Source organism: Serratia sp. 2880STDY5682894 (genome assembly GCF_001537385.1).
GTDB classification, from domain to species: domain Bacteria; phylum Pseudomonadota; class Gammaproteobacteria; order Enterobacterales; family Enterobacteriaceae; genus Serratia; species Serratia nevei.
The window spans coordinates 135,952-159,117 of the sequence record NZ_FCJA01000009.1; the positions used below are offsets into that span (position 1 = coordinate 135,952).

Here is a 23,166-nt window from a genome sequence, read left to right on the forward strand (position 1 = left end):
AAATGCGCCCCCGAAAACTCAGGCGGTCTGACGTGCGGCGGCTTTCGCCGCCTGCGGGCGTTCGGCGCGCGGCGTGGCGTACCAATACCCCAGGCCCATCAGCACCGAGCCGGACAGGATATTGCCCAGCGTCACCCACAGCAGGTTGTGGCCGATGCCGGTGAGGGTATAGGCCTCGCTGTGGTTGCCGAACCAGGAGAGGGCGAACAGCGTCATGTTGGCGACGGAGTGTTCGTAACCCGAGGCGATAAAGGCCAGCAGGCACCACCAAATGGCGATGAACTTGGCGGCGCCTTCTACGCGGATCGCCATCCAAATCGCCAGGCAAACCAGCCAGTTGCACAGCACCCCCTTGAAGAACAGGACTTCGGCCGGCGCGGTGGTTTTCGCCAGCGCGGCGCTGTGCACCAGGCTGGTATCCACCGGCAGCAGGCTGCCGCCGCCGTAGTAATACATCAGCGCCACCAGCACCGAGCCGAGCAGGTTGCCGAGCCAGGTTTGCGGCAGCACCGCCCACATCTGGGTTTGGCGGATGGTGCCGGCCTTGACGCCGAGCGTCAGGAACATCGTATGGCCGGTGAACAGCTCGGAACCGGCGATGATCACCAGCGTCAGCGCGATGCCGAAGGTGGCGCCCATCACCAGCGGTCGCACGCTTGGGTCGACCAGGTTGCCGAGGGTGAAGATCAGGATGATGCCGAGACCGACGTAGGCGCCGGCCATCGCCGAGCTGATCCAGAAGCCGAGCGGGCTCTCCTTCGCCAGTCGGACGATGCGCGCCGCGTTGGCGGCGCATTTATTGATCGTGTCGGTAAACATGTTGCCTCCCGAAAGGTTATGCCGCGACTTGTACGATGCCGTCGACCACCCGGCTGGTGAAGCTGGCGACGGAACGGCTGTCGTCTTCCAGACAGTGGCCGTCGTACAGGCGGAAATGTTGTTTCTTCAGCGGGCTGGCGACCCACAGCTCGCCCTGATGCTCGGCGATGAGGCCGCGCGACAGCACGCTGGCCTGGGCGAACGGGTCGATATTGCTGATGGCGAACACCTGCTCGTCGGCATAGGGGCGGAACACCGCCACCTGCCGATCGCCGATCAGGGCGCACACGCCGGTGCCGGGCAGAATGTCGGCGACGGGACAAACGGTAATCCACTGGCTCATGCGTGGCTCTCCTCGGTATCGATCAGGGTGACGGGAATGCGCTCGTCCGGGCGCGCAGGGCGGTGCTGGTCGCGTTCGGCCACCACCTGCACATTCGGATCGCGCAGCGGGCTGTTGATGAAGTGGGCGAAGCGCAGCTGCGTTTCCGGATGCTCGACGGTCTCTTTCCACTCGCAAATCACCGCGTCGCGCAGGCGGGCGATCTCCGCTTCCAGTTGGTCGTTGATGCCGAGCTTGTCGTCGATGATCACCTTGCGCAGGTAGTCGATACCGCCTTCCAGGCTTTCCAGCCACACCGAGGTGCGCTGCAGTTTATCGGCGGTGCGGATATAGAACATCATGAAGCGGTCGAGATAGCGCACCAGCGTCTCGCGATCGAGGTCGGCGGCCAGCAGGTCGGCGTGGCGCGGTTTCATGCCGCCGTTGCCGCAGACGTACAGGTTCCAGCCGTTCTCGGTGGCGATGATGCCGACGTCCTTGCCCTGCGCCTCGGCGCATTCACGGGTACAGCCCGAGACGCCGAACTTCATTTTGTGCGGGGTGCGGATGCCTTTGTAGCGATGCTCCAGCGTGACGCCGAAGCCGACGCTGTCGCCGACGCCGTAGCGGCACCAGGTGCTGCCGACGCAGGTTTTCGCCATGCGCAGCGCCTTGGCGTAAGCGTGGCCGGTTTCAAAGCCGGCGGCGAGCAGCTTGCGCCAGATGGCCGGCAGATCGTCTTTCTGCGCGCCGAACATGCCGATGCGCTGCGAGCCGGTCATTTTGGTGTAGAGATTGTACTCCTTGGCGATCTGGCCAATGGCCAGCAGGCCGTCCGGGGTGATTTCGCCGCCGGCGGAGCGTGGGATCACCGAGTAGGTGCCGTCTTTCTGGATATTGCCGAGGAAGTTGTCGTTGGTATCCTGCAGCGGCGTATGCTGCGGCTTGAGGATGTATTCGTTCCAGCAAGAAGCCAGCAACGAGCCGACGGTGGGTTTACACACTTCGCAGCCGTAGCCTTTGCCGTATTTGGCCAGCAGCGCCTCGAACGACTTGATGCCTTCGACGCGGATCAGGTGGAACAGCTCCTGGCGCGAATAGGCGAAGTGTTCGCACAGGTGGTGGTTGACCTCGATGCCTTGCTTGCTCAGCTCGGCGTTCAGCACCTGGGTGAGCAGCGGGATGCAGCCGCCGCAGCCGGTGCCGGCCTTGGTTTCGGCCTTCAGCGCCGCTACGGTGTGGCAGCCTTTGTTGACCGCCTGGATAATGTCGCCTTTGCTGACGTCGAAGCAGGAGCAGATCTGCGCGCTTTCCGGCAGCGAATCCACGCCGATGGCCGGTTTGCTGCCCGCATGGGCCGGCAGGATCAGGCCGTCCGGGTTTTCCGGCAGTTCGATGCCGTTCAACGCCAGCTGCAGCAGGTTGCCATAATCGCTGGTGTCGCCCACCAGCACCGCGCCGAGCAGGGTTTTATTGTCGGCGCTGACCACGATGCGTTTGTAGACTTCTTTGCTTTCATCCAGATAAACGTAGCTGCGGGCGCCCTCGGTGCGGCCGTGGGCATCGCCGATGCCGCCGACGTCTACGCCCAGCAGCTTCAGCTTGGCGCTCATGTCGGCGCCCTGGAAGCCGTTTTCGCGGCCCAGCAGGTGATCGACGGCCACCTGCGCCATTTTGTACCCCGGCGCCACCAGGCCGAAGGTGCGATCGCGCCAGGCGGCGCACTCACCGATGGCGTACACGTCCGGATCCGACGTCTGGCAGCTGTCGTTGATGGCGATGCCGCCGCGGCGGCCAATCTCCAGCCCGCACTGACGCGCCAGCTTGTCCTGGGCGCGGATGCCGGTGGAGAACACGATGAAATCCACTTCCAGCAGGCTACCGTCGGCGAAATGCATGGTTTTGCGCGCCGTGCCGCCGCCGTTGACGATCTCCTGGGTATTTTTGCCGGTGTGTACCTTGACGCCCATGCGCTCGATCTTGCGGCGCAGCTGGTCACCACCCATCGGGTCGAGCTGTTCGGCCATCAGCACCGGAGCGAACTCGATCACGTGCGTTTCCACCCCCAGGCTTTTCAGCGCGCCGGCGGCTTCCAGCCCCAACAGTCCGCCGCCGACTACCGCACCGCGTTTGCTGCGGCGCGCGCAGGCTTCGATGGCGTTCAGGTCTTCGATGGTGCGGTAAACGAAGCAGTCCTGGCTATCCGAGCCTTTAATCGGCGGGATCCACGGATAGGAGCCGGTGGCCATGATCAGCTTGTCGTAATAGACGGTGCGGCCGGTGTTGGAGTGGATCACCTTCTCGTCGCGATTGATGGTGATGGCGCGCTCGCCGACCAGCACCTTCACGCCGTGTTTTTCGTAAAAGCCTTCGCGCACCAGCGACAGCTCTTCGGCGGTGTGGTGCGAGAAGTAGGAGGAAAGGTGCACGCGATCGTAAGCGATGCGTGGCTCTTCGCAAAATACGGTGATTTCGAACTGGTCTTTGTCTGCTTTATCCAACAGATCTTCGATGAACCGGTGGCCGACCATGCCATTGCCGACGACGGCAAGTTTGACTCTGCTCATTATTGCCTCAAAATTCTGGTTTCCTAGGCTTACCTTATCTCTCCCGATGGGCAATTTATTGATGCAAATCAATCACACCCTTATATACCTCTAACGTGGTATATGGATGATTTTTCACGTTTTTTGATAAGTTGCGGATTTTATTCACCTTTAGCTGAAGCGAGTCAGTTTGCATGCAAATTACCCCGCAGGGAGTAAACGCAGGGGGTAGGTAGGCAACGGCGACTTTGTCAGCGCGATCCGCTGCCAGTATGATGAAGAAAACCAGCGCAACGGCAGAGGTGAAGGGTGGCGAAACGTCCATTGAAGTTTATCGACAACCTGCGTTTAAGCGGGCATGAAGGGTTGTGGCAACTGGCGATCGAACAGGGGCGCATCGCGCATCTGGTGCCGCAGCCGGAAGGGCAGGAGTGGCGCAGCGACGTGTTGGATGCGCAGGGCGGGCTGGCGTTGCCGGCGTTCGTCGAACCGCATATCCACCTGGATACCACGCAAACCGCCGGTCAGCCGGCCTGGAACCAGTCCGGCACGCTGTTCGAGGGCATTGAGCGCTGGGCCGAACGTAAAGCGTTGCTGACCCATGAAGACGTCAAACAGCGCGCCTGGCAAACGCTCAAGTGGCAGATCGCCAACGGCGTGCAGTATGTGCGCACCCACGTCGACGTTTCCGATCCCACGCTGACCGCGCTGCGTGTCATGCTGGAGGTGAAGCAGGAGGTGGCGCCCTGGGTGACGCTGCAGATCGTCGCCTTCCCGCAGGAGGGGATCCTTTCCTATCCTAATGGCGAAGCGCTGCTTGAAGAGGCGCTGCGGCTGGGGGCCGACGTGGTGGGTGCCATTCCGCACTTCGAATTCACCCGCGAATACGGCGTGGAGTCGCTGCATAAGGCGTTCGCGCTGGCGCAAAAATACGATCGGCTGGTGGACGTGCACTGCGATGAAATCGACGACGAGCAATCGCGCTTCGTCGAGACCGTGGCGGCGCTGGCGCTGAAGCTGGAGATGGGGGCGAAAGTCACCGCCAGCCACACCACGGCGATGCACTCTTACAACGGCGCTTACGCCTCGCGGCTGTTCCGCCTGCTGAAAATGTCCGGCATCAACTTCGTCGCCAACCCGCTGGTGAATATTCACCTGCAGGGGCGTTTCGACAGCTACCCGAAACGGCGCGGCGTGACGCGGGTGAAGGAGATGCTGGAGGCAGAGATCAACGTCTGCTTCGGCCATGACGACGTGTTCGATCCCTGGTATCCGCTCGGCACCGCCAACATGCTGCAGGTGCTGCATATGGGGCTGCACGTGTGCCAGCTGATGGGCTATGGCCAGATCGACGATGGGCTGAAGCTGATCACCCACCACAGCGCGCGGACCCTTAACCTGAGCGACTACGGCCTGGCGGCCGGCAACAGCGCCAACCTGGTGATTCTGCCGGCGGAAAGCGGCTTCGACGCGGTGCGCCGCCAGACGCCGGTGCGTTATTCGATTCGCCAGGGAGCGGTGATCGCCGAAACGCGGCCGGCGGAAACCACGCTGCATTTGCAGCAGGATGAGACGGTGGATTTTCGGCGCTAAGGCGCAAAAAAAGGGCGCCTTGCGGGCGCCCTTGGTGCATTTAATAAAAAGAAATCAGTGCGTCACGTGACCGTGGCTGCGGTGCTTGGTCACGAAGCCCAGCAGCAGACACATCACGAACACCGCCAGGTACAGGCCGTTGGCGGTGGTCAGCGCTGCGTGCGCGCCGCCTTTCGCCACGATCGGGCCGGTGACCACGAAGGTCAGCATGGTGCCGATGGTGCCGCAGGTCAGGATAAAGTTGACCAGCTTCGGCGAGGAGACCTTGGTCTGCAGCGAGCCGAGGGTGATCAGCGTGGTGTAGATGGCGCTGGAAACGAAGCCCAAGGCCATGATGTAGTAGCCCAGGTGCTCCGGGTTGTCGGTGCTGACGAACAGGTACATCGCGCCGGTAGCCAGTGCGGCCAGCACGGTAACGATGCGCTGCAGATCGAAGAAGCGCAGGATGAAGCTGAACACCCACATGCCGACCATGTAAGAGGTCCAGAAGTCGCTCACCAGCTTACCGGCCTGGCCAATGTCCATGTTGAACGATTTGGTGGCGTACTCAGGCACCCACTGAATGAAGCCCAGCTGGCCGAGGATGTAGCACAGCGCGGCGATCGACAGGAACAGCACGCCAATGCCCCATTTTTCTTTCTCGACCGGCTGACCGGCGTCGGCACCTTTCTTGCCCAGCACCGGGAATTCGGAGCACAGGGTCAGCACGAAGATCCCCACGTACAGCAGGCCGATGCAGGCATAAACCCAGTACCAGCCGATGTGGCGGGCCAGCAGCATCGCAGCGACGATCGGGAAGATCATCCCGGCCATGCTGAAGAAGGAGTCGGTGAACAACAGGCGTGAACCGCGCTGGCGGCCGGCATACATGTGCGTGATCAGGAAGGTGCCTATCGACATGGTGATACCGCTAACCACGCCGAGGATAAACATGCACAGCGAGAACATGGTCAGGCTCTTGCCGAGCATCAGCCCTGCGACTGCCAGCACCATCAGGACAAAGCCGAAGATCAGCTGACGCTTCAGCGGGATGATTTCCATCAGCCAGGCATTGAGGAAGATCGAAATCAAAATACCGGCGTTGAGGAAAGTAAAGGTGTTACTCATGCTGGAAACCGGCAGGTTAAAGTACTCTGCAATGTTTCCCATCACCATCCCTGTGACGATCACTAAAGCACCGGTCAGCGCGTACGAAAAGAAGCTGATCCAGGTAAGCCGTATGCGGTTACTGTCATTCATTGTATAGGCCTGAATATGTCTGTTAGAGGTTTTAAAGCTGGCATAAGGCCGCTGGCTTTTCCTGGCAAACGCAGAAAAAAGTCCCGATCAGGCCACCAGGGGGCGGATCCTAGCACAGACAACGGGATTTTTTGTGATGGCTGTCGATTTTTTGATGTAATCCATGAAGGGGTGATGCGCATTATTGTGATCTATTTGCGTACCGTCACAATGGAATCACGGTTGACTATCGTCGGCTCAAACCGGTGCGACGGGGTGGCGGGGTCGATCAGCCTGCGCGCCGCGTATTGGGCCATCTCGCTGATGGGAAAATGGACGCTGCTCAACGCCGGGCGCACGAAAGGCGCGCGTTCGCCGCTGTCGTAGCAGATCAAGGAGATATCTTGCGGTACCCGCAGGCGGTGCTCGTTGATCGCCAGCAGCGCGCCGATCGCCATCTCTTCGTTGCAGCAGTAGATGGCGCTGGGCCGCGAGGCTTGCTGCAGCAGTCGATCGGCGCAGCGGTAACCGCTTTCCAGATCGTAGACGCCCTCCAGGCAGGCCACCGGTTCGATATTCGCCGCCTGCATTGCCTCTTCAAACCCCTGCAGCCGCAGGCGGCTCGACGGGCGCTCACGAGGGCCGCTGATGCAGGCGATGCGCCGGTGCCCGGCATCGAGCAGTTGCTGCGTCGCCATGCGGCTGGCGAGCGGGTGATCGAAGGTGACACAGCGGGCTTCCAGCCCCGGTACCAGACGATCGAGCAACACGAAATCACGTTGTTCCGCCGCCAATTGGCGCAGCCGATCGTCGCTGAGAAAACGCACGTGCAGGATCACGCCGTCGCAGCGCAGGCTAAATAGCCGCTGTATCGCCTGCCATTCGTTTTCGGCGCTGTTGCGGCCCTGGGTCACCAGCAGCTGTTTGCCGTGGGATTCGGCCTCGGTCTGCACGAAGTCCATCAGCGCGCCGAAGAAGCCGCCGCGGTACGACGTGGTGACCAGTCCGAGGGTATTGCTGTGGCTGGAGGCGAGCGCGCGGGCCGCCGGGTTGGGGGTATAATCGAGCTGGGCGACGGCGCGTTCAACCTTCTCGCGGGTCGGCGCCTTGACGTTGCTGTCGCCGTTCACCACGCGCGATACGGTGGCGCGCGAAACGCCCGCCAGCGCCGCGACATCTTCCAGTGTCACCATCGTCCCACTCCTGAATTACGGCTAAAAAAATGGGTTCGGCGCGCCGAACCCCTGTCTGGCTGCGTATAGCCGCTTACCTGAACTGCGGCAAATACGGCGCGTTTATCGTCAACACCTCGTCCAGCAGCGGCTGCGCCAGGTTGGCGTTGCCCACTAACGGGTTGGCGATCAGCGCCAGCAACCCGCTGCGGCGATCGCCGTGCACCGCGGCTTCGATGGTTAGACGTTCGTAGGCTTTCACCTGCTGCGTCAGGGCCTGCATCGGCTCCGGCAGCGGGCCGAAGGTCAGCGGGTGTGCGCCCTGAGCATCGACGATACAGTTGATTTCTATCACAGCATCGTCCGGCAGGCCATGGATTGCGCCGCGGTTTGCGGTGTTGACCACTAATTGCGTGCCGAGATTATTATGGATAGCACGAATCAGCTCCAGCGCAACTTCGGAATAGAAAGAACCGCCGCGGAAGCTGAGCTGCTCCGGTTTCGTGTTTAACTGCGGATCGGCATACAGCTCGAACAGCTCTTTTTCTACCTGCATCACCTGCTCGGCGCGGGTACCGCGCTCGCCGGCGGCGGCCATCTCTTCCGCCAGCATCTCGCGGGTCTGGTAAAAATAGCGGTGGTACGGGCAGGGGATCGCGCCGAGCGCGCGCAGGAAGTCCGGCTGCCAGGGCTCTTCCTTGATGTTGTTCATGGTCAGCGCCGCACCGTCGCACAGCATGTCGATCACCTTGGCGGTGACGTCGCGCCCCAGGTGCGTGACCTGATGCACCCAGACCATGTGGTTCAGGCCGGCGAACTGCAGCTGTACGTCGGCGTAAGGCGCCTGCAGCATGTTGGCGATCATGTGATGCATGCTGATCGGCACGTTGCACAGGCCGATGATCTTCGCTTTGGTAAAGCGAGACACCGCCTCGGTGACGATGCCGGCCGGGTTGGTGAAGTTGATGATCCAGGCGTCGGGTGCCAGCTTTTCCACCCGGCGAGCGATATCCAGCATCACCGGGATGGTGCGCAGCGCTTTGGCGAAGCCGCCGACGCCGGTGGTCTCCTGGCCGAGCAGCTGATATTTCAGGCCCAGCCGTTCATCGGCGGCGCGTGCCGGCAGTTGCCCGACGCGGAACTGGGTCAGCACGAAAGCGGCGTCGCGAATGGCGTCGTCCAGCGCGAAGTGCACGCTGACCTTCACCTGCTCCAGCCCGTGGCGCGCCAGCATGCGGCGGGTCAGGGCGGCGATGGTTTCCACTTTTTGCCGGCCCGGTTCGACGTCCACCAGTGCCAGTTCGGTGACCGGCAGCTCCTCGATGCGCTGGATCAGCCCGTCCACCAGTTCGGGGGTGTAGCTGCTGCCGCCGCCGATCACGGCGATTTTGAGCGTGCTCATGGGCGGCCCTCCGTCTGCGACTGACGGCGATAGAGCTCGATCATGTCGTCGGCCAGATCCTGGATCACCATGGCGTTCATCAGATGGTCCTGCGCATGCACGGTGATCAGGTTGATCGCCAGCTTGCCGCAGCCTTCGTCCAGGCCGATCAGCTCGGTCTGGATCAGGTGCGCCTTCTTCACCCATTCTTTGGATTCGGCCATGTGCTTGGCCGCGGCGGCGAAGTCGCCGGCGCGCGCTTGCCGCAGCGCCATCAACGCATTGCTGCGCGCGCTGCCGGAGAACACCAGCAGTTCCATGATGGTGCTTTCAAACTCGGGGCTGACTTCAGTCATCAATTCACTCACGTCATTTCTCCAGGGGTTGCGCGGCGACGCCGCCGTGGGATGCTTCAGTATCCGTTCTTTTTATAATGAGAGCGCTCTCATTTAAATAGAGTAACGACAATGCGTGTGCAAACTGGGAGGCAGATCGCAAAAACCGACCCAGGGTGGCGCGGGGCAAAAAATGCGTGATGCGGTTGGCAAAAAAGTCTTCTGCGCCCATACTTTCCGCAGCAAAATTCAGGGCCGCCTAGGATATGTCCCGTAATTGGGTAAATATAGGTAAATGGCTGGCACTTGCCGATACAGCTCTTTAGAATCAAAGCGCTTTTCCGTTGTTTGTCTCTCAGAGAAAGGACCCGTTAATGTTCAAACGTACTTTAGTGACCTTCGTCGCGCTGTGTTCCCTGACCGCAGTGGCGCCAGCCGCACTCGCCGCCGGTGAGACCCACGTCATGCTGACGACCTCGGCGGGGAATATCGAGTTGGCGCTCGACAGCCAGAAGGCACCGGTTTCCACCCAGAACTTCGTCGATTACGTGAACAGCGGGTACTACAACAACACCATCTTCCACCGCGTGATCCCGGGTTTTATGGTGCAGGGCGGCGGTTTCACCGCTGACATGCAGCAAAAATCCACCAAGGCGCCGATCAAGAACGAAGCCGACAACGGCTTGCGCAACCTGCGCGGCACCATCTCGATGGCGCGCACCGCCGACAAGGACAGCGCCACCAGCCAGTTCTTCCTGAACGTGGCGGATAACGCCTTCCTGGATCACGGCCAGCGTGACTTCGGCTACGCGGTGTTCGGCAAAGTGGTGAAAGGCATGGACGTGGTGGACAAAATTGCCCAGGTGCCGACCGGCAACGTCGGCCCTTACCAGAATGTGCCGACCAAACCGGTGGTGATTCTGTCGGCCAAGGTACTGCCGTAAGTTTTTTGGCCGATCCCGCCGGGGTCGGCCGCTCCTTCCTCCCGAAGCCTTGCCTTCATCACTGTTTTCTCCTGCGCCCCATGCTCTAATCGGCAGACAATAATCAGACCGGAAATCCGGCGTTCGCCCTTTGTTGTCTCTGGATGAGTTGCTGCCATGTATGAATTTAACCAGGTGCTGTTGCTGCTGCAGCAGATGTGCGTCTATCTCGTTATCGCCTATCTGCTGAGCAAAACCCCGCTGTTCATCCCGCTGATGCAGGTGACCATCCGCCTGCCGCACAAGCTGCTGTGCTACGTGATCTTCTCGGTGTTCTGCATCATGGGCACCTATTTCGGGCTGCACATTCAGGATTCGATCGCCAACACCCGCGCGATAGGCGCGGTCCTGGGCGGGCTGCTGGGCGGGCCGTCGGTGGGCTTTCTGGTCGGGCTGACCGGTGGCCTGCACCGGTATACGCTCGGCGGCATGACCGATGTGGCCTGCGCGATTTCCACGGTGTCGGAAGGCCTGGTCGGCGGCATCGTGCACAGCATCGCCATGCGCCGGGGGCGCATCGAGCTGCTGTTCAATCCGCTGTTCGTCGGCGGCGTGGCGCTGGTGGCGGAAGTGCTGCAGATGGCGATCATCCTGGCGGTGGCGCGCCCCTACGACGAAGCGTTGCAGCTGGTGGAGCACATCGCGCTGCCGATGATGATCGCCAATACCGTCGGCGCGGCGATGTTCATGCAAATCCTGCTGGATAGGCGCGCGATGTTCGAAAAATACACCAGCGCCTTCTCTTCCAAGGCGCTGAAGATCGCCGAGCGCACCGAGGGCATCCTGCGGCAGGGGTTCGATCAGGAGAACAGCATGAAGGTCGCCCGGGTGATCTATCAGGAGCTGGGCATCGGCGCGGTGGCGATCACCGATCGCGACAAGCTGCTGGCGTTTATCGGCATCGGCGACGATCATCACCTGCCGGGCACGCCGATCGCCTCGGTGCATTCGCATCGCGCCATCGACAACAACGAGGTGGTGTACGCCGACGGTAATCAGCTCTCTTATTGCTGCTCGATCAACCCGGCCTGCAAGCTGGGTTCGACGCTGGTGATCCCGCTGCGCGGCGAAAACCAGCGGGTGATCGGCACCATCAAACTGTACGAACCGAAAAGCCAGCTGTTCAGCACCATCAACCGTACGCTGGGCGAAGGCATCGCCAGCCTGTTGTCGGCGCAGATCATGGCCGGACAGTACGAGCGCCACAAGCAGCTGCTGGCGCAGTCGGAGATCAAGCTGCTGCATGCGCAGGTCAATCCGCATTTCCTGTTCAATGCCTTGAATACCCTGGTGGCGGTGATCCGCCGCGATGGCGAGCGCGCCTGCGATCTGGTGCAGTCCCTCTCGACCTTCTTTCGTAAAAACCTCAAACGCTCGGATGACGAAGTCAGCCTGGCGGATGAGATTGAACACGTGAAGGCCTACCTGCAGATCGAGAAAGCGCGCTTCGCCGATCGGCTGGAGATCGCGGTATCGCTGCCGGAGGCGCTGTTGGCGGTGCGGCTGCCGGCGTTCTCGCTGCAGCCAATCGTCGAAAACGCCATCAAGCATGGCACCTCGCATCTGTTGGGCGTGGGTCGCATCGAAATCGGCGCCTGCTGCGAAGGCGAGCATCTGCTGCTGCAGGTGACGGACAACGCCGGGCTGTTCCAGCCGAAACCGAACTGCAGCGGGCTGGGGATGAATCTGGTGGATAAACGCATTCGCGTGCGCTACGGCGAAGGCTATGGCGTGCAGGTGGATTGCCGGCCGGACGCCTACACCCGCATTACGCTCAATGTCCCCATGGAGAGGGCCGCCTGATGTTAAACGCACTGATTGTTGACGATGAACCTTCCGCGCGCGACAACCTGCGCCATCTGCTGGAGGCCGAGGCGGAGATCGCGATTATCGGCGAATGCGCCAACGCCATCGAAGCCATCAGCCAGATCCACCGGCTGCAGCCGGACGTGGTGTTTCTCGATATCCAGATGCCGCGCATCAGCGGGCTGGAAATGGTCGGCATGCTGGATCCCAACCGCATGCCGCACATCGTGTTTCTGACCGCCTACGACGAATACGCGGTGCAGGCGTTCGAGGAGCATGCCTTCGACTATCTGCTGAAGCCGGCGGAGCCGAAGCGGCTGAGCAAGACGCTGCAACGCCTGCGGCAGCGCAGTGCACCGCAGGACGTGGCGGCGCTGGAAGAGAGCGCCGGTTACCTGAAATACATTCCCTGCACCGGCCACAGCCGCATCTATCTGCTGCGGTTCGACGAAGTGCTGGCGATCCGTTCCAAACTGAGCGGGGTCTTCGTGGTGCGCAGCGACGGCATGGAGTGTTTCACCGAGCTGACGCTGCGCACGCTGGAAAGCCGTACGCCGCTGGTGCGCTGCCATCGGCAGTATCTGGTCAACCTGGAACAGGTGCGCGAGATCCGCTTCGAAGAGGGCGGCTCGGCGGAAATGATCATGTCGGCCGGCGATCCTGTACCGGTCAGCCGACGCTATTTGAAGGCGCTGAAAGAGCAACTGGGGCTGCGGGGGTGACGCAGGTCTTAGGGGGATTCTGAAAAGACAGGCATCATGGGCATCCCGACGGCGCCCATTTTGTTTGTCCTTGACGGGGTTACGCGGCGCTTATAGCTTTATTGCATCAACAGGCGCGTTTCGCGCTGCGTCAGCGTCAAAGGAACAGAAAATGAGTGAACCACGGATTATCGCCAAAGCGATGAAAGACGGAAAACCGGAGCAGGATCTGGTGATTTTGCCGGCGTTGGCCAACCGCCACGGGCTGATCACCGGGGCAACCGGCACCGGCAAGACGGTGACGCTGCAGAAAATGGCCGAACAGTTCTCGCGCATCGGCGTGCCGGTGTTCCTGTCCGACGTGAAGGGCGATCTGTCCGGCATCGGCGCCGAGGGCGTGCCTTCCGAGAAACTGCAGGCGCGCCTGGCGGCGATCGGCGTCACCGACTGGCAGCCGCAGGCCTGCACCATTATCCCGTGGGATATTTACGGCGAAAAGGGCCACCCGATCCGCGCCACAATTTCCGATCTCGGGCCGCTGCTGCTGGGGCGCCTGTTGGATCTGAACGAGGTGCAAAGCGGCGTGCTGCAGCTGGTGTTCAAGATCGCCGATGACAACGCGCTGCTGTTGCTGGACATGAAGGACCTGCGCGCCATGGTGCAGTTCGTCGGCGACAACGCCAAACAATTCCAGACTCAGTACGGCAATATCTCTGCCGCGTCGATCGGCGCCATCCAGCGCGGGTTGCTGACGCTGGAAGAACAGGGTGCCAACCAGTTCTTCGGCGAGCCGATGCTGGACATCAACGATCTGATGAAAACCGACGCCAACGGTCACGGCGTGATCAACCTGCTGGCGGCGGACAAGCTGATCAATCAGCCGAAGCTGTATTCGGTGTTCCTGCTGTGGCTGCTGGCCGAGCTGTTTGAGCACCTGCCGGAAGTGGGCGACCCTGAACAGCCGAAGCTGGTGTTCTTCTTCGATGAGGCGCACCTGCTGTTCAACGATGCGCCGGCGGCGCTGTTGACCAAGATCGAACAGGTGGTGCGTTTGATCCGCTCCAAAGGCGTCGGCATTTACTTCGTCACCCAGAACCCGCTGGACATTCCGGACAGCGTGCTGGGCCAGCTGGGCAACCGCGTACAGCATGCGCTGCGCGCCTTTACTCCGCGCGATCAGAAGGCGGTGAAGACGGCGGCGCAAACCCTGCGCGCCAATCCGGCCTTCGATGCCGAAACGGCGATCACCGAGCTGGGCGTGGGCGAAGCGCTGGTGTCATTCCTCGACGAGAAGGGCCGGCCTAACGTGGTGGAGCGGGCGATGGTGATCGCGCCGGAATCCAAAATGGGCATGCTCGGTGCGGAAGGGCTGAACAGCGCGATCAACAAGTCGCCGCTGTATGGCCGCTATGAGGATATGATCGACCGCGAATCCGCCTACGAGAAGCTGTCGTCGGGCGGCTTCGCCACCGTCGGCACCCCGCAGCAGGGGCAGCAACCGCAGGCGCAACAACAACAACAGCAGGCGGGCGGCGGCCTGATGGACGGCCTGAACGAGCTGCTGTTCGGTTCCACCGGCCCGCGCGGCGGCAAGCGCGACGGCATCGTCCAGACCGCCGCCAAAAGCATGGCGCGCGATCTCGGCCGCCAGATCCTGCGCGGCGTGCTGGGGTCGATCACCGGCGGCCGTAAAAAGTAAGCGGAAATTATCGTCGGCAGCGGCGGGTTAAATCAGTACACTGTGGCGGCATTTTTCTCTGCCGGACCTAACATGCTGCTGCTGATCGATAACTACGACTCCTTTACCTATAACCTTTACCAGTACTTCTGCGAATTGGGCGCCGAGGTGCTGGTGAAGCGCAACGATGAGCTGCAGCTGGCAGATATCGAGCGGCTGGCGCCGCAGCATCTGGTGATTTCCCCTGGCCCCTGTACCCCGAACGAAGCGGGTATCTCGCTGGCCGCCATTCGTCATTTCGCCGGCAAGCTGCCGATCCTCGGCGTGTGCCTGGGGCACCAGGCGCTGGGGCAGGCGTTCGGCGCCGAGGTGGTGCGCGCCCGCGCGGTGATGCACGGCAAAACCTCGGCGATTCGTCACCTGGGCGTCGGCGTGTTTCGTGGCCTGAGCGATCCGCTGACCGTGACCCGCTATCACTCGCTGGTGCTGAAAGCCGATACGCTGCCGGACTGTTTTGAAGTGACCGCCTGGAGCGAGCGCGACGGCGTGCGCGACGAGATCATGGGCATCCGCCACCGCACTTTGGCGCTGGAAGGCGTGCAGTTCCATCCGGAAAGCGTGCTCAGCGAGCAGGGCCACCAGCTGCTGGATAATTTCCTCAAGCGTTAATTCCGGTGCGTTTTTTTCGCCCGTCAGGCGTTTTGCGTTTGCGCTTGATTGGTTTTTTATGCATATTTCGTGATTATGTTTTCAATCTAACATTACGATAGCGCTGAAAAACTTTCAGGGTGGAGCCGAAAATGACTGAAAAATCCGCAGTGAGCCGCAGTACCTTTGACCAGGTGATCCTGCCTGTTTATGCGCCTGCCCAGTTTGTGCCGGTGCGCGGCCAAGGCAACCGGGTCTGGGATCAGCAGGGAAAAGAGTACATCGATTTTTCCGGCGGCATCGCGGTGACGGCGCTGGGGCACTGCCATCCGGCGCTGGTCGAGGCGCTCAAACGCCAGGGCGAAACCCTGTGGCATACCAGCAACGTCTTCACCAATGAGCCTGCGCTGCGCCTGGCAAGCAAACTGATCGACGCTACCTTCGCCGATCGGGTGTTCTTCGCCAACTCCGGCGCTGAGGCCAACGAGGCGGCGTTCAAACTGGCGCGCCATTACGCCATCACCCGCCACAGCCCGTACAAAACTAAAATCATCGCTTTCTATAACGCGTTTCACGGCCGCACGCTATTCACCGTGTCGGTGGGCGGGCAGGCTAAATACTCCGACGGGTTCGGGCCGAAGCCGGCCGACATCGTGCACGTGCCGTTCAACGATTTGGCGGCGGTGAAGGCGGTGATGGACGACCACACCTGCGCGGTGGTGATGGAGCCGATTCAGGGCGAGGGCGGTATTACGCCGGTCGACGCCGGCTTCCTCAAAGGCGTGCGCGAGCTGTGCGACCAACATCAGGCGCTGCTGGTGTTCGACGAAGTGCAAAGCGGCATGGGGCGCAGCGGCAAACTGTTCGCCTATATGCATTATGGCGTGACGCCGGACATTCTCACCACCGCCAAGGCGCTGGGCGGCGGTTTCCCGGTCAGCGCCATGCTGACCACCGAAGACATTGCGTCGGTGATGCAGGTGGGCACCCACGGCACCACTTACGGCGGCAACCCGCTGGCCTGCGCGGTGGCGGAGGCGGCGCTGGACGTGATCAATACGCCGGAGGTGCTGAGCGGCATTGAGCAGCGTCATGCGCTGTATGTGCAGGCTTTGCAGCATATCGGCGATAAATACGGTATTTTCACCGCGATTCGCGGCATGGGGCTGCTGATTGGCGCCGAGCTGACGCCGCATTATCACGGCAGGGCGCGCGACTTCCTCACCGCCGCCGCCGCGCGTGGGTTGATGATCCTCAATGCCGGGCCGAACGTGATCCGCTTCGCGCCGGCGCTGGTGGTGGAGCTGCAGGATATCGAGGCCGGCATGGCGCTGTTCGAGCTGGCGGTGCAGGATGTGATCAACGCCTGAAGCCCGCGCGGCATATAACGGGGCGCGGCATGCCGCGCCCTTATTGATCGCGCAGTTTGCGCTTGAGCCAGATGCCGTGGTGCGGGCGCTGGCGCCAGGCCAGCGACGAAATGGTGTGCATCACGCTCAGGTGCGACAAAATGCGCCGCAGATGGCGCTCCATCTCGGTAACGGGCATGTCCGGATGCAGATCCGGCGGCTGCATGATGCCGCTGTTGCCGCTGCTCGGGCCGTCGTATTCCAACCGCTGCTGGCAGCTTTGCAGCGCGATTTCACAGGTCTGCAGATACTCTTCCGCCAGTTTCGGCGTCAGCATGTAGTGCTCGCGTGCCAGAATGGTCATGGCGTTCAGGTGTTCGACGATGAACTGGCTGTGAGTGACCCACAGCCGCATGTCCGCCAGATAGTTTGACGCGAACCCCGGCTCTTGCATCGCCTGATTGAGCGAGGTGAACAGCGCGTTGTGTGCCTGGTTGACCTGCATGCGGGTATAGGCCAACGCGGTGGCGTCCGGTTCCGGTTGCTTCAGCATCAGCCGCAGCGCGGCTTGATCGTTCTCCAGCGCCTGATGGGCATTCTTGCGCAGCAGCCCGCTTTGCCACTGCGGCCACAGCCAAATGGTGCCGCCGAACGCCAGCACGCAGCCGATCAGCGTATCGATCAGGCGCGGTACCAGAAAATGCGAGCCGTTCAGCGCCAGCAGCTGCAGGGTGTAAACCGCCGTGACCGTAAAGCCAATCACCGACAGCCCGTAGTTCTTGCGCGAAACCAGGTAGGCCAGCAGCGTGATCACCAGCATGATGCTCAGCGTTTCTCCCTCCGGCAGCTGCAGCTGCAGCAGCCCGGCTGCCAGCAATAGCCCGGCAATCGTGCCCAGCGCACGGTGCTGAATACGCACCCGGGTGGCGTTATACCCGTTTTGGCTCACCAGCATGATGGTGAGCAGGATCCAGTAAGGCTTCGGCAGGTTGAATACCGCACCCAGGCTGCTGCCGACCGCCAGCGTTACGCCCAGCCGCGCGGCGTTGCGCAGGGCGGTGGATTTGAACGACAGATAGCTGACCAGCGCCGGCCAAAACGGCAGGCGGTGCTGGCCGGGCATCAGGTCGCGGCGGTACAGCGGATGCTGGGTGCGCAGCAGGCGGGCGATGCGGCTGAAGTGGTAATAACAAAACTGGCCGACCGGATTATCGGGATGCTGCGCCGCCATTTTTTCCAGCGCCGCCAGCTCGTGGGTCATGGAGAAGCGCTTCGAATGTTGATGATAGAGAATATCGTGCGCCACCACGCGCAGCCGGCCGGCGATCACCTGAGCATTGCGGCGAATGATCGCTTCGGCCTGGCTCTGCTCCACCAGTTTTTGCACCTCTTCCGGCAGATGCAGGCTGACGGTGATGTGCTCCTGCAGGTCCATCGCCACCTGAAAGGCGCGCTGCAGGCGCTTTTGCTCGAGATTGTTGGCGTGCGGCAGGAAATTAAGCTGTTGGTACAACAGGCTGATCAGGTCCATCACCTTTTGCTGGCGCACCAGCAGCGGCGGCAGCGCGGTCTGCGGATCGGTGTGCTGGGTCAGCAGCGAGTATTTGGCTTCGAAATAGTCCGCCAGTTCCAGGTAGAGCTGGCTCAGCGTCTCGCGCATCGGCTGCTCTTTCCACAGCTTGAACCAGAACCAGGTGAATAAGCCATACCAGGCGGTGCCGATCGCGTACAGCAGCGGCGCCTGCCAGATAGGCACCGTGCCGGCCGTGCTGAGGGCGAAGATGGCGGCCACCAGCGCCGCCGGCAACAGCCGGGCGTGCAGCGGGCTGATTTCGCCGGTGACGCCGAGCAGCAGCGCCAGGCCCAGCATCAGCGCCGGCAGCGGCACGTGCCACAGCAGGGCCTGTTGCAGCAGCACGCTGCTGAAGGCGAACAGCGAACCGCCGACGATCAGTCGTTTAAAGAAGCGCTTATGCGGCGTATCCAGCCCGGCGATATTGCAGCAGGCGGGCACGAGGGAGAACATCAGGCCGAGCTGCAGCTGGCCTATCAGCAGGCCGAACAGCACCGGCAGGCACAACACCAGCGTTTGTCGCAGTGCGTAGTTGATTTCCGGGTGGTAGATCAGGCGGCGCCACATGGCAGAGAGCAGACAAAAAAACGGCGCAGACTGCGCCGTTTTTTCAGGGATTAACGGGTGCCGTAGACGACAATGGTTTTGCCGTGGGCGGAAATCAGGTTTTGATCTTCCAGCATTTTCAGAATACGGCCAACGGTTTCACGCGAGCAGCCGACGATCTGGCCGATCTCCTGACGGGTGATCTTGATCTGCATGCCGTCCGGGTGAGTCATGGCGTCGGGTTGCTTCGCCAGATTCAGCAGGGTTTGCGCGATGCGGCCGGTAACGTCCAGGAAGGCGAGGTTGCCCACTTTTTCGGAGGTGACCTGCAGGCGGCTCGCCATTTGGGCGGACAGACGCATCAGGATGTCCGGGTTCACCTGGATCAGCTGGCGGAATTTCTTGTAGGAAATTTCGGCCACTTCACAGGCGGTTTTCGCGCGAACCCAGGCGCTGCGCTCCTGGCCTTCTTCGAACAATCCGAGCTCGCCGATGAAATCCCCCTGGTTGAGGTAGGACAGGATCATCTCTTTACCTTCTTCATCCTTGATCAGCACCGCGACGGAGCCTTTCACGATGTAGTAAAGCGTTTCGGCCTTTTCACCTTGGTGAATCAGCGTACTCTTCGATGGATATTTGTGGATATGGCAATGAGACAGGAACCATTCGAGAGTAGGGTCTGTTTGCGGTTTGCCGAGAACCATTCGCTGTTATCCTCTGTTGTTATCGCTGCCTTGTGTCACAGGGGTCAGAGTTCCCTGTAAAACCCGCCTGTAGCCGCAGTCATGAGCGAGGGCTACCGGCAAGTTTTGAGGCGTGTCATAAAAATACGCTGTCGCTCTAGCATATTAACTTGCCGTAAGCGCTGCAAGCTACATTCTGTTAACATACCGGTAAAGGAGCCTTTCTCTGGGCGTTTCCCTGAAATTCAGTGTCCCGGAAAGATTTATTGCGGCTCTGTTTGTAGCACAGAGTAAGGCGGGTGTCTCGTGTTGTCTCGCTTCAGCATGATTAGCATCAGGTTACGTTGCCTGTTTCTATGCGAAAGCGTACTCTGATTTTAAGAAATCAACCGGAGTGACCAGAATGCAGGCAAGAGTTAAATGGGTGGAAGGGTTAACGTTTTTGGGGGAATCGGCCTCCGGCCACCAGGTGCTGATGGACGGCAACGCCGGTGATAAAGCGCCCAGCCCGATGGAGATGGTGCTGATGTCGGTGGGCGGCTGCAGCGCGATCGACGTGGTGTCCATCCTGCAAAAAGGGCGCAACGACGTGCGCGACTGCGAGGTGAAGCTGACCTCCGAGCGCCGCGAAGAAGCCCCGCGGTTGTTCACCCATATCAACCTGCACTTCATCGTTACCGGCCAGGACCTGACCGACAAGATCGTCGAGCGTGCGGTGAACCTGTCGGCGGAGAAGTACTGCTCGGTGGCGCTGATGCTCAACAAGGCTGCCACGGTGACCCACAGCTTCGAGATCCGCCAACCGGCGTAATCGAAACGGAGCGCGGCCCGGCGCCGCGCTCAACGCATTTATTCGATCTTCTTGCCTTCCAGCAACCGCTGCACCAGCGGCGCCATGATCAGCTCCATCGCCAGCCCCATCTTGCCGCCCGGCACCACTAACGTATTGATGTGTGAGATAAACGAGCCCTGCAGCATCGCCAGCAAATAGGGGAAATCTATCTGATCCAGCCCGCGGAAGTGGATCACCACGAAGCTTTCGTCCAGTGAGGGAATCGCCTTGGCGGCGAACGGGTTGGAGGTGTCCACCGTCGGCACGCGCTGGAAGTTGATGTGGGTGCGCGAGAACTGCGGCGTGATGTAGTTGATGTAATCTTCCATCGAACGCACCACCGAATCCATCACCGCTTCGCGAGAGTGGCCACGCTCGCCGGTATCGCGGATCAGTTTCTGAATCCACTCCAGGTTGACGATCGGCACCACGCCGACCAGCAGATCGACGTGGTTGGCCACGTCATGGTGCTCGGTGACCACGCCGCCGTGCAGCCCCTCGTAGAACAGCACGTCAGTCGGCGCCGGCAGCGGTTCCCACGGGGTGAAGGTACCCGGCACCTGATTGTAGGGCACCGCTTCGTCGTAGGTGTGCAGATACTTGCGTGAGCGCCCGGTGCCGTTCTTGCCGTAGTCGATAAAGCTCTGCTGCAGCAGGCCGAAGTCGTTGGCCTCGGGGCCGAAATAGCTGATGTGTCTGCCCAGATCGCGCGCCTTGCGGATCGCCGCGTCCATTTCCGGCCGGGTGTAGCGATGGAAGCTGTCGCCCTCCAGCTCGGCGGCGCGGATGTTGAGCTGTTGGAAGATCTTACGGAACGCCACGCTGGTGGTGGTGGTGCCGGCGCCGCTGGAACCGGTCACCGCGATAACGGGATGTTTGGCAGACATGATGGTTGTCACTCCGTGTTGAATGCGCCGGCGTCAGGGGATTATTGTGGCTCTTGTTGACGCTCTCTATCTCAGGAAAAAATGGCGCGCGCTGGTTTGCAATGCCCCATTGTTACCTGATTTTTTCCGTCAGTCATAGAACCGAGCGCCACTAAATTTCTTCCTGCCCGGCGCGGAACTGGCCGCGCGGCATGATGTTGACGCTCTCGTGCAGTTCCGACCACACCAGCACCACTTCGCCGTTTTTCAGCTGGCGACGCACGTCTTCCACCTTCTGTTCCAGCGAGCGTTCGTGTTCGCCGTAATCGGTGCCTTCGCGCAGTACAAAGGATTCGATCAGGCTGTTCAGGGTGTCGGTTGCCAGTTCTTGCCAGGGAATGATCACGTCGGGATGTCCAGATAAGGGGAAAGCCAGGCCGGAATGCGATGTTCCAGCCACATGTGCGGTTTTTTCAGCGTGCCGCCGACGAAGCCGACGTGGCCGCCGTACTCGGTCAGTTGATATTCGATATTGCGCGGCAGGCCGGCGACGTCGGGGATCACCTCATGGGTCATGAAGGGATCGTCCTTCGCATGGATGATCAGCAGCGGCGTCTGAATAGCCGGCAACAGCGGCAGGGCGCTGCAGCGGCGATAGTAGTCGATAGCGTCGCTAAAGCCGTGAATGCGCGAGGTAATGGCGTCGTCGAATTCGCGGATGCGCCGCAACCCGTTCAGCTGTGACAGCTTGAGCGGCAGAGTGTCCGGGTAGTGCAACAGCTTGCGGGTGGCGTTTTGTTTCAGCTGCCCCAGCAGGTAGCGCTGATAAACGCGGGAGAAGCCTTGCTCCATGCGGTAGGCACAGGGCTCCAGCATCAGCGGCGCCGAGACCACCACCGCCGCCTGCAGCAGGCTGTCGGCGCCTTGCTGCGCCAGATAGCAGGCCAGCATGTTGCCGCCGAGCGAAACGCCTACCGCCGCGGTTGGCACCTCGCCGTAGCGGTCGCGCAGCCAGCGCAGGAAGAAGCGTGCATCTTCGGTTTCACCGGAGTGGTAGATGCGCTGCTTGCGGTTGGGCACGCCGCTGCAGCCGCGAAAGTGCATCACCACGCCGAGCCAGCCACGCTCACGCCAGGCGTTGAGCAGGCCATGTGCGTAGGGGCTGTAGAAGCTGCCTTCCAGGCCGTGGAACAGCACCGCGCGCGGTTTGTCGCGCGCCTGCGCCGGATCTTCGCTCCAGGCGAGATCGACGAAATCGCCGTCGGGCAATTCCAGCCGTTGCCAATGCGGTTTCAATAACACGCGGCGGCGCACCAACCGCGGCAACAGCGTTTGCAGGTGCGGGTTACTGGCCCCGGTCAGAGGGCGAAAGGTGTTAGGCATAGGCTGAGTAAAAATGTTGTGGGCGGCTATTGTGAGATCCCTAGCGCACTGTTAGCTTCAATACCAAGAACTAACAATGATACTGCAAAAAAGCGCCTTGGGTGAGGAGCACCCGTGCCATGGAACCGAGTTTATTCCTTTCGATGCTGGGCTTCCTGTGGGTCGCCGCCATCACGCCTGGCCCCAATAACCTGCTGTTGACCACCTCTGGCGCTAACTTCGGCTTTATGCGATCGCTGTGGCTGATGGTCGGTATCATGCTCGGCATGCAAAGCATTTTGCTGCTGGTGGCCTTCGGCGTCGGCAGCCTGATCCTGGTCTACCCGTCGCTGCACCTGATCCTGAAAATCCTCGGCAGTTTGTACCTGCTGTGGCTGGCGTGGAAAGTCGCCACCGCCGCCTATGAAAAGCTGGAAACCGACGTGGCGCCGCCGCAGCCGGTGCGGCTGTATCAGGGCTGGCTGCTGCAGTTCCTCAACCCGAAAGCCTGGCTGATGGCGCTGGGGGCGGTGGCCAGCTTCAGCCTGGCGGGCGATAAGTACAACGGATCCATTGCGGCGATCGCGCTGGGCATTTTGGTGGTCAACATTGTCGCCGGCATTATCTGGCTGGCGTTCGGCACCGTGATCGGCCGCCTGCTGCGCAGCAAAAAGGCCTGGGTTATCTTCAACGGTTCCATGGGGTTGTTGACCGCAGCCTGTGTGTTACTGATCTGGCATTAAGGAGCGAACG

Annotated in this window: 21 protein-coding genes; 9 read left to right on the plus strand and 12 right to left on the minus strand. The window is 61.1% G+C overall.

All coding sequences use genetic code 11. From position 1 onward, the window contains the following. Positions 1–18 precede the first annotated feature (18 nt). Genes nirC through nirB form a run of 3 tightly spaced genes read right to left on the minus strand, consistent with a single transcriptional unit; the run spans position 19 to position 3,708 of the window. On the minus strand, positions 19–819 hold the full coding sequence (gene nirC, locus AWX27_RS19540) for a nitrite transporter NirC (RefSeq protein ID WP_060424537.1): 801 nt from the start codon (positions 817–819) through the stop codon (positions 19–21). Between the two features lie 16 nt (positions 820–835). Next, positions 836–1,162: a nitrite reductase small subunit NirD gene (nirD, locus tag AWX27_RS19545; RefSeq protein WP_038878129.1), complete on the minus strand. Its 327-nt coding sequence runs from the start codon at positions 1,160–1,162 to the stop codon at positions 836–838. Continuing rightward, the gene (nirB, locus tag AWX27_RS19550) at positions 1,159–3,708 is read right to left on the minus strand and encodes a nitrite reductase large subunit NirB (RefSeq protein WP_038878127.1); all 2,550 of its coding nucleotides are present in this window, start codon (positions 3,706–3,708) and stop codon (positions 1,159–1,161) included. The genes nirD and nirB overlap by 4 nt, the downstream gene beginning before the upstream one ends. Before the next feature lie 303 nt (positions 3,709–4,011). Between nirB and AWX27_RS19560 the strand changes: the two genes are divergently transcribed. After that, a complete protein-coding gene (locus AWX27_RS19560; RefSeq protein WP_369819341.1) occupies positions 4,012–5,280 on the plus strand; it encodes a cytosine deaminase in 1,269 nt (422 codons plus the stop codon). Positions 5,281–5,334: 54 nt separating this feature from the next. Here AWX27_RS19560 and tsgA read toward each other — a convergent pair whose 3' ends face one another. From tsgA to AWX27_RS19580, 4 genes are all read right to left on the minus strand, one after another. Continuing rightward, complete coding sequence (tsgA, locus tag AWX27_RS19565; protein WP_033636290.1) at positions 5,335–6,519, minus strand: MFS transporter TsgA; 1,185 nt, start codon at positions 6,517–6,519, stop codon at positions 5,335–5,337. Positions 6,520–6,710: 191 nt separating this feature from the next. After that, positions 6,711–7,691, minus strand: coding sequence for a LacI family DNA-binding transcriptional regulator (locus tag AWX27_RS19570; protein ID WP_060424542.1), 981 nt, complete (start codon positions 7,689–7,691; stop codon positions 6,711–6,713). A 73-nt stretch (positions 7,692–7,764) separates the two neighbouring features. Next, a complete protein-coding gene (locus AWX27_RS19575; protein ID WP_060424544.1) occupies positions 7,765–9,072 on the minus strand; it encodes a 6-phospho-beta-glucosidase in 1,308 nt (435 codons plus the stop codon). Continuing rightward, positions 9,069–9,407, minus strand: a complete 339-nt coding sequence (locus AWX27_RS19580) for a PTS lactose/cellobiose transporter subunit IIA (protein ID WP_038878111.1) — start codon at positions 9,405–9,407, stop codon at positions 9,069–9,071. The genes AWX27_RS19575 and AWX27_RS19580 overlap by 4 nt, the downstream gene beginning before the upstream one ends. 353 nt (positions 9,408–9,760) lie before the next feature. Between AWX27_RS19580 and ppiA the strand changes: the two genes are divergently transcribed. From ppiA to AWX27_RS19610, 6 genes are all read left to right on the plus strand, one after another. Next, positions 9,761–10,330 carry a peptidylprolyl isomerase A gene (gene ppiA, locus AWX27_RS19585; RefSeq protein ID WP_060424547.1) on the plus strand — a complete coding sequence of 190 codons (570 nt, stop codon included), beginning with the start codon at positions 9,761–9,763 and terminating at the stop codon, positions 10,328–10,330. A 156-nt stretch (positions 10,331–10,486) separates the two neighbouring features. After that, positions 10,487–12,172: a sensor histidine kinase gene (locus tag AWX27_RS19590; RefSeq protein ID WP_060424549.1), complete on the plus strand. Its 1,686-nt coding sequence runs from the start codon at positions 10,487–10,489 to the stop codon at positions 12,170–12,172. Further along, positions 12,172–12,897 carry a two-component system response regulator BtsR gene (gene btsR, locus AWX27_RS19595; protein WP_060424551.1) on the plus strand — a complete coding sequence of 242 codons (726 nt, stop codon included), beginning with the start codon at positions 12,172–12,174 and terminating at the stop codon, positions 12,895–12,897. The genes AWX27_RS19590 and btsR overlap by 1 nt, the downstream gene beginning before the upstream one ends. Positions 12,898–13,048: 151 nt before the next feature. Then, positions 13,049–14,575 (plus strand): helicase HerA-like domain-containing protein, encoded by a 1,527-nt coding sequence (locus AWX27_RS19600; RefSeq protein ID WP_033649312.1) that lies wholly within the window; start codon positions 13,049–13,051, stop codon positions 14,573–14,575. 72 nt (positions 14,576–14,647) lie between these two features. Next, on the plus strand, positions 14,648–15,223 hold the full coding sequence (locus AWX27_RS19605) for an aminodeoxychorismate synthase component II (RefSeq protein WP_049198366.1): 576 nt from the start codon (positions 14,648–14,650) through the stop codon (positions 15,221–15,223). Positions 15,224–15,354: 131 nt separating this feature from the next. Beyond that, on the plus strand, positions 15,355–16,572 hold the full coding sequence (locus AWX27_RS19610; RefSeq protein ID WP_060424553.1) for a bifunctional acetylornithine/succinyldiaminopimelate transaminase: 1,218 nt from the start codon (positions 15,355–15,357) through the stop codon (positions 16,570–16,572). 40 nt (positions 16,573–16,612) lie between these two features. Here the strand turns inward: AWX27_RS19610 and AWX27_RS19615 are convergent, their stop codons facing one another. Further along, positions 16,613–18,691, minus strand: coding sequence for a YccS/YhfK family putative transporter (locus AWX27_RS19615; RefSeq protein ID WP_060424556.1), 2,079 nt, complete (start codon positions 18,689–18,691; stop codon positions 16,613–16,615). A 50-nt stretch (positions 18,692–18,741) separates the two neighbouring features. Then, the gene (crp, locus tag AWX27_RS19620; protein ID WP_004090925.1) at positions 18,742–19,374 is read right to left on the minus strand and encodes a cAMP-activated global transcriptional regulator CRP; all 633 of its coding nucleotides are present in this window, start codon (positions 19,372–19,374) and stop codon (positions 18,742–18,744) included. Between the two features lie 382 nt (positions 19,375–19,756). Here crp and AWX27_RS19625 point away from each other — a divergent pair, with 382 nt between their 5' ends. Continuing rightward, positions 19,757–20,164, plus strand: coding sequence for an OsmC family protein (locus AWX27_RS19625; protein WP_004930372.1), 408 nt, complete (start codon positions 19,757–19,759; stop codon positions 20,162–20,164). 38 nt (positions 20,165–20,202) lie between these two features. Here AWX27_RS19625 and AWX27_RS19630 read toward each other — a convergent pair whose 3' ends face one another. The 3 genes from AWX27_RS19630 to AWX27_RS19640 form a co-directional block, all read right to left on the minus strand. Then, positions 20,203–21,072, minus strand: coding sequence for a phosphoribulokinase (locus AWX27_RS19630; protein ID WP_033636275.1), 870 nt, complete (start codon positions 21,070–21,072; stop codon positions 20,203–20,205). 151 nt (positions 21,073–21,223) lie between these two features. Further along, entirely contained in the window at positions 21,224–21,457 is a 234-nt protein-coding gene (locus AWX27_RS19635; protein WP_004930376.1) for a YheU family protein, read from the minus strand. Then, positions 21,454–22,434: a hydrolase gene (locus tag AWX27_RS19640; RefSeq protein ID WP_047729705.1), complete on the minus strand. Its 981-nt coding sequence runs from the start codon at positions 22,432–22,434 to the stop codon at positions 21,454–21,456. The genes AWX27_RS19635 and AWX27_RS19640 overlap by 4 nt, the downstream gene beginning before the upstream one ends. 119 nt (positions 22,435–22,553) lie before the next feature. On the opposite strand from AWX27_RS19640, the gene AWX27_RS19645 reads away from it, so the two are divergent. Next, positions 22,554–23,156 (plus strand): LysE family translocator, encoded by a 603-nt coding sequence (locus tag AWX27_RS19645; protein ID WP_060424559.1) that lies wholly within the window; start codon positions 22,554–22,556, stop codon positions 23,154–23,156. Positions 23,157–23,166: the final 10 nt, after the last annotated feature.